Origin of the sequence: Dyadobacter endophyticus (genome assembly GCF_014641595.1) — a bacterium.
Taxonomy (GTDB): Bacteria; Bacteroidota; Bacteroidia; order Cytophagales; family Spirosomataceae; genus Dyadobacter; species Dyadobacter endophyticus.
The window spans coordinates 1047487-1061851 of the sequence record NZ_BMIA01000003.1; the positions used below are offsets into that span (position 1 = coordinate 1047487).

Genomic DNA, 14365 nt, shown 5'->3' on the forward strand with positions numbered 1-14365 from the left:
CCATTTTCTTAGAGTATAATATTGATTTAGAATGAAATACCCAAGCCTGCACCAACATTGGCAACTCCCACGAAGCGCTTCTCATTGATTGGAATACTTACCTCGGGATATTTGCCGACGCGTACATTCACTGCCACATTCTCCAACTGGGCCTCGGTAGCAAGAAAGTCGCCGGAAATATGAAAATACAATGGACCGGCAATGGGCAAGCGCAAACTGGCGCCGGCGCCAACGCCGAAACCGCTCGTGGAAGCGGGGCTTAAATGCACGAGGATCTGATTTTCTCCGGACTGGAATGTCCCCGTCATATCCACCGTCGGCGAAGTAACTTCTACATAACCTCCCTGCACGTGCCCTTCGATTTGCACTCTGTTGAAATTAAGGAATATCGCGGGCCCGGCCATGATCGCGTTGAATTTCCAGCGCGACACGCGCGTGTCCCAGGTATGTGTGGTAGTTTCATTGATAAAACCTTTGATTTCTTCGACGCGACGGTCGGCAATATCGACGATCGGCTGAGGGCGTGTCGTATTTTTATTCATACTCCCTGAGAGCTTCAAACCAAACCAGCGTGCGATACGGAAATCATAATTGGCTTGGAAATAATATCCCGAGCCTGTCAGGCCGGCAAATGGGTCGTTCAGTTTTTCCCTGGCGAGCTCGCCCACGGGTAAGCTATACCCGCCAGCGACGGACAAGAAGCTCCGGTTGTCGTTCTGCGCCGTGGCGTCGACTTGTGTAAATAGGAAAAGTGCAAAAAACGGGATAGAGAAACGTTGGCTAATTTTCATTAATATGGCTGTTTGTGAGAAGAACTAGTACGTGAAACGAAATTTCCCGCTAAGGTAACATCAAACATCCCCGATATATTACATTTTTATTCACCTACTTAGTTTGGGGAAATTTTATCAACACAATGTTATATAATTCGCTTAAAAAGTGCTGAATCCGCGCTGGTATGGAAATGGTAAGGTTCCTATTAAACTAAATCATTAAACCCATGAACAGGCAAGAAACAGATAAGGAAGCAAGAGCCACCAAGAACGTGAAGAACGTCTGGAAGTGGATCGTCGGCATCGGTATCGTTCTTTCGCTGATCGCCTGGTTTGGCGGCTTCTTCAACCACGATAGAAATTTTTCGGGCCAGGCAGATAACCCGGCCGATCAGGGCACAACTGTGGTGGACAGCATTGCTTCTGATACAGCAGGTACCCAAATGCGCGCCGATACGGTTAACGAGCATGTACGCGGCACAGAATAGGCATTATTTGATCAATGCATCGTATAAAATCTCTACCGGATGCATCGCTATGCGTCCGGTGCCATCCTTGATCTGATGGCGGCAACTCGTTCCGGCAGCCGCGATGATCACATCTTCGGGCTGCTGCCGAACGGTTGGGAACAGTACCAGTTCCCCGATCTGCATCGACACTTCAAAATGCTCTTCCTCGTAGCCAAACGACCCGGCCATTCCGCAGCACCCCGACGGGATGAGCTGAACGTGATAGTTCTCAGGCAATTGCAATGCCTTTTTAGAAGCCGTTAATGTCGAAAGGGCTTTCTGGTGGCAATGGCCGTGCAGCTTGATCAGCTGATTTTTCGCCACAAATGCGCTTTTCTGAATGCGCTTCTCATCGATTTCGCGCGCGACGAATTCCTCGAAAAGCAATGCATTCGCCGCGATATTCTCCGCATGGCCCCTTTCTTTTTCCCCTACCAGATCCACATATTCGTCCCGGAAAGAAAGTATTGCCGATGGCTCAATACCCACCAGCGGCGCGTCATAATTGATTTTGTCCTTCAACAAATCCACATTCCGGATAGCCAGTTTCTGCGCTTCTTTTACAAAACCTTTGGATAAATACGAGCGGCCGGATTCGACATGCTCGGGGATAATGACTTCGTAACCCAGCTTTTCGAGCAATAGCACGGCTTTTTTGCCTACTTCCGCATCATTATAATTGGTAAACTCATCACAAAACAAATAAACCTTCCTCGAATGTGGCGCGGCGGCCGGTTTGTTTCGCTGATGCTTTTCCCACCAGCTTTTCAAGGGTTGGCTATCCAGCTTAGGCATTGAGCGGTCGGGATGGAAACCCACCATTTTGTTGGCGATTTTCCGCAATGCAGGCGTCCCGAATATACCATTGAATGCCCATGGCGCGATCGACGCCAGTTTCATCTGATTTGAAAAATTGGCGATCAGCTTGCTGCGCATCGGTGCGCCATGGCTTTCGTAATATTGCTGCGTGAATTCGGCCTTCATTTTACCAATATCCACGCTGGAAGGGCATTCCGATTTGCAGCCTTTGCAGGAAAGACAAAGGTCCAGCACTTCCTTCACCATTTCCTGGCTGGTTGCCGGGGCGGTTTCAGGCGTAAGGTACTGGCGTAAAATGTTTGCACGGGCACGCGTCGTGTCGCGCTCGCTGCGCGTGGCCATGTAGCTGGGGCACATCGTACCGCCGGTTAGTTCGGTTTTACGGCAATCGCCCGAGCCGCTGCATTTCTCGGCCAGGCGCAGCATGCCTTCCTGCTTCGAAAAATCGAATATGGTATCGATCTGCGGGTTAGGCTTGTCCTGCTCATAGCGCAGAAATTCGTTCATCGGCGGTGTGTCCACGATTTTGTTCGCATTGAAAACGCCATCCGGGTCCCAGATGCGCTTCACCTGCCTGAACATTTCGTACACCTCCTCGCCCATCATATAAGGAATAAACTCCCCTCGCAAGCGACCATCGCCATGCTCGCCCGACAATGCTCCGTTGTATTTCTTTACAAGCATCGCCGTATCAGCCAGCACATCGCGGAATTGCTGTTTTCCTTCACTGGTTTTGAGGTTGATCATCGGTTCCACGTGCAGCTCGCCCGCACCCGCATGCGCGTAGTACGAGGCGCTCAAACCGTGTTTTTTCAGCAAAGCCTCCAATTCTTCGATGTATGCGGGCAAATCTTCTACCGCTACGGCGCAATCTTCGATCAGGTTCACGGGCTGCGTGTCGCCGGGGAGATTGCGTATCAGTCCAAGGCCCGCTTTACGAATGTCCCAGGCTTTGTTGGCATCGTCGCCAAACAGCAATGGATAGGCGTAACCAAGGTTTTCCACTTTCAACTGCTGGATCAATGCGGAAGCTTTCTGTTCCACCTCTTCTTCTGCAACGCCCCAGAACTCCACCATGAGCATTGCCGCGGGGTCGCCCTGCATGAAAAAGCGGTTTTGGGAATACACATTGTGGTTTTTGGTAAAATCCATAATGTACTTATCGACCAGCTCAGAGGCTTTCGGATCGTGCTGCATCGCCACGCGGTTCGCGTGGAGCGCTTCCGCAAGCGAGTTGGTATGCACGCACACGACGCCGACAGCTGCGGGAGGAGCGTCCACCAACGCAATTTTCGCTTCGGTAACAAGGCATAATGTGCCTTCCGAGCCCGCAATGAGGTTACAAAGGTTGATATTGCCGTTTTCGAAATTCCTGACCAGCGCGTCGAGCGCATAACCGGAGTTGCGTCGGGTAACGCTCGGTTTGGGAAACTGTTTTTTGATTAAATCGTGGTCAATAGGATTGGATATTAAGCCAAACATGCCCGCCAGAATCGATTGCAGGCGCTGGCCTTTGATCTGCTTTTCCCGGATTTCACGTGTAAAATCAGCGATGGATTTCTCATTGAATATCGCCTCAGTGCCATCTGAAAGCAGCACTTTCACTTCCAGTAAATGGTCACGCGTGGCACCCCAGGTGATGGAATGCAGCCCGCACGAGTTGTTACCGATCATTCCGCCGATCATCGCGCGGCTGGCCGTGGAAGTTTCAGGGCCGAAAAGCAGGCCGTAAGGAGCCAGGTGCTTGTTGAGATCGTCGCGGATCACGCCCGGCTGCACGCGTACCCATTTCTCCTTCGCGCTAACCTCGACAATTTCCCTGAAATGCTTCGAAATATCGACCACAATGCCATTTCCTACAACTTGCCCCGCGAGTGAGGTTCCTGCTGCCCTCGGGATCAGTGTCACTTTATTGGTTTTCGCAAAACCGATCAGCGCGCGGATGTCTTCCACCGTTTTCGGCAAAGCTACTGCAACCGGCATTTCCTGATAAACAGACGCATCGGTAGCATAAACCGTGCGCTGGGCAGCGTGTAGCGTGGAATTATCAAAATACAGCTCCCCCTCGAACCGGGCACGGAGCGTATTGAACTGAAATTGTGAAACGCGGGTCATGGGAACAATCGATAATCAGATGGCGAATTTACGGTAGTTGGCCTATTAATGCTTTGAAAAACTGCATTAATGTGCTCCCGGACAACGCTGAATAAGCTGCCGGAACACTTACCGGCGGGAGTTACGTATATTGGCACAATTTTTACACCGCATGTTTTGGTAAAAACTGTTTTCCCTTTCGAAACGATGAAACACATAAACTTTCTGATCCTCACACTATTCGGCTGGACCGCATTAGGTTGGGCTGCGTATGCGCAGAATACAGCGAACATTACGCTCGCCGCCTCCAAACAAGCTCCGATAACGGTTACGCTGGTGCTGGAAGATGTACATTTTCACCCCAATCTGGGCACAGGCCTTGCCGATGCAAAGCTCGACGCCGTAGCCTCAGTGAATTTCGCAGACAAAACCACCGAAAAAACGATTATCCAGCTCACCGAACCGAAAATGATGCGCCTGCAATACAGCGGAAGCGGCGTGAACAAGACGTGGATGCTCTTCCTGCAACCAGGCGACGACCTGACGATCAATGTCGCGGAGAATGCGGATGTGACTTTCACAGGCAAGAACGCCGGCTACCAGACGTTTTTGAAAAATTACTTTCTTGAAAACCAATATCAATATCTGCCCGTTTTCGGCTACAAGCCATCGCAAATCGATAACAAAAGCGTGGTACAGCAAAGCGACAGCCTGAAAAAAGTACGGCTCGAAGCATTTGAGAAATTTAAAATGGCTAATCCGGTGGTGCCGGCGTTCGAGGCCTACGTACTTGCGACGACGGCTACCGAGCCATCGCTTACACGCCAGCTCATCCAGGAAAAGATCATGCGCCGCAACCGCGTAGCCAAACTCGACGCCACGCAACGCAAAGAGCTGGAAGATTTTACCTTAACCGACTTCAAAATCCAGCCCGACGATGCATTACTGAGCCAAACCTACCGCGACGAGCTCCGCAACTGGGCGCTGATCCCCTCGACCCGCAAATTCCCGCTCGCATCCGAAAGCCGTTACGAAATCAGCCCCGATGCATTGAAGGATGTATACGCATTCAGTAAGGAAAAGCTGGCCAGCTATCCGAAACAAAAGGAATACCTTGCGACCTACTGGCTCAATTACGCCGCAACGGCCATTCCCGACATTTCAACCGCTAAAACGCTCCTGGCAGATTACAAAGCGACATTCCCTCAGTCGCCATACTCAGAATACATTTCCAAACTCATCCAAACCAAAGAATCGCTGCAACCAGGGGCGGCTATCCCGGATATCACGCTGCTAAGCACCGATAGCACGGCTGTAACAGTATCGTCCTTGCAGGGCAAACCGGTCGTCATGGTCTTTTCGTTCAGCATCGGCCAGCACGAGCCCGGGTTGAAGGTTTTGGAAGATAAATATGCCGATAAAGTGACCTTCGCCTACATTTCCGTCGCGACAGGCATACCCTTTCCGACCTGGAAAAAATATGTAAAAATACGGCCTACTGCAAAGCATTTATGGGCTTCCGACGATAATATCGAGGTTTTGAAGGAGAAATACGGCATTGACATCCGGTATCCGTTCCTGGTGCTGGATGGTTCGGGCAAAATAGTGAACCGATGGATTCCGCAGGAGTTCCCCAATAATAAAACTTTGGAAGCCGAGTTGCAGAAGGTTGCGAAATAGTTGCGTTTCCTCCACATAGCGTGTGCGAAGCAGGAGCTTCGCACTATCCTGTGATTTTAATCGAATGGATCGGCGCGTCATACTGGTACGAGATCCGCAGCTCACAATTATCGCAAATCTGCTTCACGATCGCCAGCCCCAGTCCCAACGACTCCGCGCCGGTCGATTCCTTTTTGAACCGCTCGAATAGCCGTTCAGGGTCGCTTTTCAGCGGATTGCCCGTATTACTTACCCGCACATAATCCGTACCCGATTCCAGCCTGAGCTCGCCGCCGGTGTAGTTATGTCTGATCGCATTGTTAATCAAATTTGTCAGCAGAATATCCGCCAATGCAGGTGACATTAGTTTCCGGAAACTGCCCGACGACTGTAAATCGAGCCTGATTTCCTTATGCTGCAAAATGTCTTCAAAATCTTTCAGCTTGTTCAATGCGAGTTCTGAGAGATCGAGTTCTTCCTGTTCCGTAAACTGCTGGTTTTCAATTTTGGCCAACAACAAAAGCCCTTGATTAAGCCGCGACATCCGCCTGGCTGCATGGTAAATCTCCTCAATCCAGTAAGTATGATTTTCTCCTAAATCTTTCGACTGGATAAACTGCTCAACCCGCGCATTGATGAGCGCGAGGGGTGTCTGGATTTCGTGGGAAGCATTCTCAGTGAATTCGCGCAGGCTCCGGTAGTCGTGCTGCATCTTGGAGGCCATTTTCTCCATCACATCGCCCAGCTCGTTGAACTCCGTGATTTCGCTGCGAACAGTTTCCAGCGGCTTGTTTTTCGTCCAGTCGAAGTCCTTAATCCTTGCCAGTGAATCATAAAACGGCTTCCAGAGCTTACCCGATAAAACCCGGTGAAAAAGGAATGTACTCACCAACAGCAACCCAAGGAACGCGATCATCGCCGCCGAAATCGCCTCAATCAGTTTATAGGACTCGATCATCGACTTCCTGATCGCGACGCGATAGGGCGCGCCACCGATCAACGTGTAGAATGTGAGCTGCCTGAATGGGTCGGCACTCTCCTCGTAGCGGTTATTAATGAGCGTATCGGTAAAAACCACCTCGGCCTTGTACTTGCCGAATACGGGCAGCACTTCAATTTTATTTTCTACAAAATATGAATTGTTGCTCCAAGTGTCATTCGTACGGACATATGTCTCAAAATCCTGCTTCTCAACCATGAGGCGACTTTCCACTTCGTCGTAGATCATGAATTTGATGATCCAGAAAAACGCAATCCCCACCGCCAGGTAAATCAGCAGCGAGGCAAGCAGGTAAATCCGACTGGCTTTTTCGAGGAGTTTCAAGGTGCGGTGAATTTGTAGCCTATCCCGTAAATCGATTGAATGTAATCCTTCCCACCCTTTTCCACTATTTTCCGGCGAAGGTTTTTGATATGCGAATACACCATATCCAGTGAATCGGCCGAATCCATGTTGTCGCCCCAGAGGTGCTCGGCAATGGATTCTTTCGTTAATGCAACATCGATATTGGAAAGAAAATAGAGCAGCAGATCGTACTCCTTCCGTGACAAAGTAGTTTCAATATCTTTGATAAAAACCTTCCGGGCAGGCAGATTAACCCTGATATCCTTCCAGATCATATCATTATTTCCTCCAAAATTCCTGCGCCGGATCAGTGACTTCACCCTGGCATTCAGTTCAGAAAGATGGAATGGCTTGGTCATGTAATCATCCGATCCTATTTCAAGCCCTTTCAACTTGTCTTCCAATGTATTACGGGCTGAAATAATGATAATACCGGTTGCGGAAGCAATCTTTTTCAATGTCTGGATTATATCGAAACCATTGCCGTCGGGCAGCGTCAGATCCACGATCGTGCAATCGTACTGGTAAAGGCTGATCTTTTCATCTGCCTGCCAGAAAGTGTTGGCTACTTCGCAAACAAACCCTTCGCGGGAAAGGTAGTCGGTGATACTTTCTGCAAGCCCTTTTTCGTCCTCTACAACTAAAATTTTCATTCCTCTTTCAAAAGATACTTTACAAAAATACACCCGGAAGTTGGAAACATTTAGGAAGGATAATCGGGTAATAAACAGCCCATTGCAAAGCTCCGTTTCCCAAATGTTTCCAGAATTGGGCTCTAATTTCGGCTAAAAATCTCTTTAACCCGAATTATGAAGCACTCCCAGTACCATTCGGATTCCCGCTTTTTTCCGCCGGGGAACGCGCATGCTCCGGCACACCGGACCTTCGACATTAAAAACCGTTGGCTCGCATTGTTTTTCGCTGCCTTCGCATGCATGCAGGCGAATGCCCAGCAAATCAAGCTGCACGAAGCATTGGAACAAGGCAAAGGCAACTTTCCTTTCCTGAAAGCCAAACAGGCTGAGATCCACAGCGCCGAAAGCCGCATTAAATCCGTCAAAACCGACTACCTGCCCGCATTCATCGTGCAGGATCAATATACTTATGCCACGGGCAACAGCGTTGCCGGTGCATTCCTGCCCAACGAGGGAAGCGCATTGTCGCCCTCAGGCGGTATCCGTCCCGAAAATATCTATACCGCCACATTCGGCAGCTTCACCACGGCGATGGTCGACTGGAAAGTATTTAATTTCGGAAAGGTTAATGCGAATGTGAACGCTGCCAAAGCCGACCTCGCCCGCAGCCAGGCCGATTATGAGAACGAGCTGTTCCAGCATCAGGTCAAAATCATCGATGCCTATTTATTGTTGTTGATTAATCAAAAACTCGTCGAGGCGCAGCGCCAGAACCTTCAAAGGGCGGCTATTTTCAAACGGGTGACCGATGCCGCGGTAAGTTCGGGCATGCGCCCGGGTGTCGACAGCTCGCTTGCCGCCGCGGAATATGCCAAAGCACAATTGCTGTTGCTGGAAAGCCGGCGGTCGGAAAAAGCGCAGCGCCTCCGCTTTTCGGAACTGACCGGCGAGCTGCGCGACAGCATTCAGGTCGATTCAATGGGCTTTTACTCCCAATTGCCTTTACCGGCGGAAACCGCATCATTTCTTAAAAATCCGGCATTACGATTTTCACAAGCGCAAATCGATGCGTCGCTGGCACGCAGCCTGGCCGTAAAACGCTCATCCTTACCCTCGGTCTCGCTCGTAGGCGCCGGTTGGGGACGCGGCTCGGGGGTGTCGAACAAAGACGATTCGTTCCGCACCGATTTTGGCAGCGGGGTCAAATACCAGGTTTACAATTACCTGATCGGCGTTTCCACGCGCTGGAATCTGACCAACATTTTCAAAGTCAGACATGATTACCACGCCGAGCAGTTCCAGGCAGAGCGTTTCAAATCATTATACAAAACCCAGCAATTGCAACTCGACCGCCAGGCGCGTGAATCTGAAATGCAGTTCCAGCTTTCCCTCGCGCAAGCACGCCTCACACCCGTGCAGCTCGCAGCCGCCCGGACCGCATTCAACCAGGCCGAGGCACGCTATCAAAGCGGCTTGACTGATCTTTTCACGCTCGCACAAAGTGTAAATGCACTCAACCGGGCTGAAATCGACAAGTTCGTCACCAACGGCAACGCCTGGCGCTCGCTCCTGCTCAAAGCCGCGGCCGCCGGTGACCTCGACATTTTCCTGAGCCAGATAAACAGATAATCTTATGTATCAACTCATCAGAACTGCCCTCCGACAGCCTATTTCCATAGTGGTGGTCGTCATCGGCATCCTATTCTTTTCGATTCTGTCGATACGGAGCATTCCCGTCGACATTTTTCCAAATCTCGATCTTCCCACCATCTACGTGGTGCAGCCCTACGGCGGTATGGCCCCCGACCAAATGGACGGATTCATCGCAACCCGCTATCAGGACCACTTCCTGTATGTTTCCGGGATCCGCGATGTGGATGTGAAAACCATTCAGGGGCTATCTCTCATTAAACTTTCGTTCTACCCCGGCACCGACATGGCGCAGGCAGCCGCTGAGGTCGCCAACAACGTCTCCCGCGCGAAGGCCTATATGCCCGAGGGGACGGTACCTCCGCAAGTGGTCCGTTTCGATGCCAGCTCGGTGCCGATCGGGCAGATGGTATTCGAAAGCGCCTCGCGGTCGCTGAACGAAATCCAGGACTTCGCCTCCTCGCGGGTACGACCGATGTTCAGCCGCATTGAAGGTGTTTCGAGCCCGCCGCCATTCGGTGGAAACCAGCGCACGATTGTCGTCCGCGTCGATCCTGAGCGCATCAGAAGTTATCATCTGACACCGGAAGAGGTGATCAAATCTATTATTGCCAACAACCAGCCTTCCCCGGCCGGCAATATCCGTATGGGTGATAAGACCTTGATGACGCCCGTCAACTCCCTCATTAAGAAGCCGGAAGACTTTTTGAATATTCCTATCCGTGTGGGCGCAGGGCCTACCGTGTTCATCCGTGATGTGGGCGTGGTAGAAGATGGTGCCGATGTGACTGTGAGCTATGCATTGATCAATGGCCGGCGGGCAGTTTATATTCCTGTTGTAAAAAAATCGGACGCTTCGACGCTCGATGTGGTCAACAATATCCGCGCCGCATTGCCGCAACTTCGGAACGCGGTGCCCGAGGATGTGAAGATTTCCTATGAATTCGACCAGTCGGTGTATGTGACCAACTCTTTGAAAAGCCTTATTACCGAGGGTATTTTAGGCGCATTGCTCACCGGTTTGATGGTACTCCTGTTCCTCCGTGACTGGCGCAGCGTGATCATCGTGATCGTGACGATCCCCATTTCCATTCTCTCGGCGGTGATATTGATGAATTTGTTTGGCCAAACGATCAATATCATGACATTGAGTGGCCTGGCATTGGCTATCGGTGTACTCGTCGACCAGGCAACGGTGACAATTGAAAACATCCACCAGCACCAGGAAATGGGTAAACCGAAGGAGCAGGCCATTTGGGACGCGTGCAAGGAAATCGCATTCCCCGAGTTTCTGATCCTGCTCGCGATCCTCGCCGTTTTTGCGCCTTCCTTCGTTATGAGCGGTATTCCAAGATCGATGTTTTTGCCACTCTCGCTGGCCGTGGGTTTTGCAATGATCGCTTCGTTTTTGCTTTCACAAACATTGGTACCGGTACTTGCCAACTGGCTTTTGAAGGATCATCCGCACCATGAAGCACCGACTTTGGCATTGGATAGCCAGGAAATTGATGATGTGATTGAAGAAGGTGCGCACCCGTCGCTGCCACCGACCGGTTTTGAAAAATTCAAATTGAAATACCTGAATGTGCTTGGCGGCATTATGGGCAGGCGGCTTATCGTTCCGGTCTATCTCGTAGGTACCATTGCACTGATCGTCGGCGGATTTTTCCTCATCGGCACCGACATTCTGCCCAAAGCCAACAGCCACCAGTTCCAGATGCGCCTGCGGGTGCCCGACGGCACGCGCGTGGAACGTACGGAAGAGGCCACATTGAAGGTTTTGAACCTGATTAAATCGGAGGTGGGGAAAGAGCATGTAGAAATATCCTCGGCTTATGTCGGCACCGTGCCTTCCAGCTATGGTACTTCCAATATTTTCGTATTCAACAGCGGCCCGCATGAAGCTGTTCTACAAGTGTCTTTGAAAGAAGATTTTCCTGTGAGAATGGATGCATTAAAAGAAGAACTTCGCTCGAGAATTAAAAAAGAGATTCCAAACCTCGCCATTTCATTTGAACCGATTGAATTGGTAGACAAAATCATGAGCCAGGGGGCCTCAACTCCGATCGAGGTGAGCGTGGCCGCTAAAGACGTGGAAGAAGCCGGAAGGTTCGCCCGGAAAATTCAGAAAGAAATGCAGCGGATCGCATTCCTCCGCGATGTACAGATCGCCCAGCCGTTGCAATACCCCATTCTGGACGTAAAAATCGACCGCGAAAGGGCCGGCCAGCTAGGCATTACCTCGACGCAAGTGGCGCGATCGATGGTAGCGGCAACGTCTTCCAGCCGTTTTACCGATAAAAACCTCTGGCTCGATGATGCGAAAGGACTCGCCTATCAGGTCCAGGTACAAATCCCGGAATACCAGATGACCTCGGTTCAGGATATCGGAACTATTCCATTAAAAACCGGCGTGAGCAACCCGCTACTGGCCGATGTGGCCACATTCTCGGAAAAAACAGCCCCCGGCGAATACGACCGCGCCGGCCCGAACCGCCTGGTGACCGTTACCGCGAATATCCATAAAAAGGATCTTGGAGCTGCCAGCACTGCTGTTCAAAAGGCAATTAAGAATGCAGGCGAGCCGCCACGCGGGATTATTGTGGAATTGAAAGGGCAAACCGAGCTGCTGACCGAGACGTTAAACAGCTTGCAAACCGGTCTGCTGATCGCCGTGGTGATCATGTTCCTCCTGCTCGCGGCTACGTATCAGTCGTTCAAACTGTCTCTTGTCGTACTTTCCACGATCCCCGCCGTGGTTGTAGGGTCAATAGGCCTGCTGCTGCTTACCGGTGCGACATTGAACCTGCAATCTTATATTGGGCTGATTATGTCCGTCGGAGTATCCGTTGCGAATGCGATCCTGATGGTAACCAATGCGGAGAACCTGCGCCTTAAATTACAGGATGCCCATAAAGCCGTAACACTCGCAGCCGGTAGCCGTATCCGCCCGATCCTCATGACCAGTATCGCAATGATCGCCGGTATGGTTCCGATGGCGTCCGGCCTCGGCGAAGGAGGTGACCAGATCGCACCGCTCGGGCAGGCGGTAATCGGCGGGCTCATCGCTTCCACGCTGGCTTCGCTGCTGATACTACCGGCCGTGTTCACGCTCGTGCAACGCAAAGCGTCCGTCAACTCGGTATCCCTCGACCCCGAAGACCCTGAAAGCAATTTCTTCCGTAAAAAACTCCAAACATCCGTTTCCATGAATACCCTGAAATCCATTCTGATCCTGATTGCCGTCGTTGCCGGTATGAGCGCATGCAGCAGCACCGCCGAAACGAGCGAAAGCCACGAAGCCAAAACCGAGGCTGGAACCGCCGCGAAGGAGCCTACCACCGTCGAACTCGCTTACGTCAAAAGCATGAAACCTGCGAAGCAAATTGCGTTACCGGGCGAATTGAAGCCGTGGAACAAGGTGAGCATTCATCCAAAAGTGAAAGGATTCGTCAGAACGGTAAATGTCGATCGCGGCAGTTTTGTCCGAAAAGGTCAGGTATTATCCATATTGGAAGCACCGGAAATTATCTCCGAACTCAGCCAGGCAAAGGCGCAGCTCATCGCCGCCGAAGCCGCATTGCAGCAAACCACCACGCGCTACCAGGCCAGCACATTGACATACAGCCGCTTGCAAAAAACCAATCGCACTGAAGGGGCCGTTTCTATGAACGAACTGGATCTGGCGAAAGCGCGTGCAGCATCCGACAGCTCGGCAATGGCCGTGGCAAGGGGCAACGTACAAGCTGCAAAGTCATTCATGGAAACAAAAACCGAACTCTCGCGCTACCTGACCGTGACTGCCCCGTTCGACGGCATTATTACCGAAAGGAATATCAGCCCCGGTGCGCTAGTAGGCCCGGGAGAAGGCGGCGCAAAGCCATTATTTGTTTTGGAAGACAATACGAAATTGCGTCTTACGCTCGCGATCCCGGAAAACATGTCGAGCGCCATTCCGAACAAAGGGGAAGTAAGTTTTACCGTTTCGGCCAGCCCTGAAAAGGTGTACAAAGCCGTTTATGCACGCAGCTCCCGCACATTATCCGAAGAAAACCGCTCGATGATGACGGAATTCGACGTCAACAACCGCTCAAACGAGCTGAAAGCCGGCATGTACGCGCAAGTTCAACTCAATACGGAGCGCACGGGCAACACACTTTTTGTTCCTACTACCGCCGTTGTCAATTCCAGCGAGCAGGTATTTGTGATCCGCGACAAAGGTAAAAAAGCCGAATGGGTGCCCGTGAAACGCGGTGTTGTGGTAGACACGCTCGTGGAAGTTTTCGGGGATTTGCACGACGGCGACGCGATTGTGAAGAAAGCATCGGAAGAGTATCGGAATGGGCAGGATTTGTAACAGGTTACCATAACATCAGCCGTTCGTTCATTGGAGCGGGAAAGTGGTCTGTCCGACCACTTTCCCGCTCTATTTTTGTTTAAATCTATGCACAGTATTTCATGAATGTAATCAGTTTCAGAAAATTGAAAGAATTTTACCAGATGGTAACCCGAATCAGCTTTGAACACAAAAGAATCATGATCAAATGGCTCGGTACCCATGCTGAATATGACCGCATTACCGCTAAGACAATCTAGAAGATGGTAGACGTAAAACTGATAGAAACCGAAGAAGAATACAATGAGGCATTGAACGACTCGATATGCTTTTTTGACGCGTCTGTGGGCACTCAGGAGGCCAAAGAGGCTGATGTTCTCGCGTTGCTGATCAATCGATATGAGGAAGAACATTATCCGATCGATGAGCCCGCGCCCGAAGAATATAGCAGGATTAGAATGGAAGAAGCGGGTTTGAAAGAAGATTTTGATTCATAACAAAAATGCCGGACGCAAGCCCGGCATTTTTGTGACTATTAACCCTAA

At 50.9% G+C, this 14365-nt stretch carries 10 protein-coding genes; 6 read left to right on the plus strand and 4 right to left on the minus strand.

What is annotated here, in order from left to right; translation table 11 throughout:
* Positions 1-26 precede the first annotated feature (26 nt).
* Positions 27-791 (minus strand): hypothetical protein, encoded by a 765-nt coding sequence (locus tag IEY24_RS24160; protein WP_188936973.1) that lies wholly within the window; start codon positions 789-791, stop codon positions 27-29.
* A 209-nt stretch (positions 792-1000) separates the two neighbouring features.
* On the opposite strand from IEY24_RS24160, the gene IEY24_RS24165 reads away from it, so the two are divergent.
* Entirely contained in the window at positions 1001-1261 is a 261-nt protein-coding gene (locus IEY24_RS24165; RefSeq protein ID WP_188936974.1) for a hypothetical protein, read from the plus strand.
* A gap of 3 nt (positions 1262-1264) precedes the next feature.
* Here the strand turns inward: IEY24_RS24165 and IEY24_RS24170 are convergent, their stop codons facing one another.
* Positions 1265-4216: an FAD-binding and (Fe-S)-binding domain-containing protein gene (locus IEY24_RS24170; protein WP_188936976.1), complete on the minus strand. Its 2952-nt coding sequence runs from the start codon at positions 4214-4216 to the stop codon at positions 1265-1267.
* Between the two features lie 186 nt (positions 4217-4402).
* Between IEY24_RS24170 and IEY24_RS24175 the strand changes: the two genes are divergently transcribed.
* Entirely contained in the window at positions 4403-5875 is a 1473-nt protein-coding gene (locus IEY24_RS24175) for a TlpA family protein disulfide reductase (protein ID WP_188936978.1), read from the plus strand.
* A 43-nt stretch (positions 5876-5918) separates the two neighbouring features.
* Here IEY24_RS24175 and IEY24_RS24180 read toward each other — a convergent pair whose 3' ends face one another.
* Positions 5919-7178, minus strand: coding sequence for a sensor histidine kinase (locus tag IEY24_RS24180; protein WP_188936979.1), 1260 nt, complete (start codon positions 7176-7178; stop codon positions 5919-5921).
* The gene (locus IEY24_RS24185) at positions 7175-7852 is read right to left on the minus strand and encodes a response regulator transcription factor (protein ID WP_188936980.1); all 678 of its coding nucleotides are present in this window, start codon (positions 7850-7852) and stop codon (positions 7175-7177) included. Before IEY24_RS24185 ends, IEY24_RS24180 begins: the two co-directional genes overlap by 4 nt.
* Before the next feature lie 156 nt (positions 7853-8008).
* Here IEY24_RS24185 and IEY24_RS24190 point away from each other — a divergent pair, with 156 nt between their 5' ends.
* The 4 genes from IEY24_RS24190 (at position 8009) to IEY24_RS24205 (ending at position 14317) form a co-directional block, all read left to right on the plus strand.
* A complete protein-coding gene (locus IEY24_RS24190) occupies positions 8009-9463 on the plus strand; it encodes a TolC family protein (protein ID WP_188936981.1) in 1455 nt (484 codons plus the stop codon).
* Positions 9464-9467: 4 nt separating this feature from the next.
* The gene (locus tag IEY24_RS24195) at positions 9468-13841 is read left to right on the plus strand and encodes an efflux RND transporter permease subunit (protein ID WP_188936983.1); all 4374 of its coding nucleotides are present in this window, start codon (positions 9468-9470) and stop codon (positions 13839-13841) included.
* A gap of 143 nt (positions 13842-13984) precedes the next feature.
* The gene (locus IEY24_RS33135; protein WP_369009296.1) at positions 13985-14080 is read left to right on the plus strand and encodes a type II toxin-antitoxin system HigB family toxin; all 96 of its coding nucleotides are present in this window, start codon (positions 13985-13987) and stop codon (positions 14078-14080) included.
* 3 nt (positions 14081-14083) lie between these two features.
* On the plus strand, positions 14084-14317 hold the full coding sequence (locus IEY24_RS24205) for a hypothetical protein (RefSeq protein WP_188936987.1): 234 nt from the start codon (positions 14084-14086) through the stop codon (positions 14315-14317).
* Positions 14318-14365 lie beyond the last annotated feature (48 nt).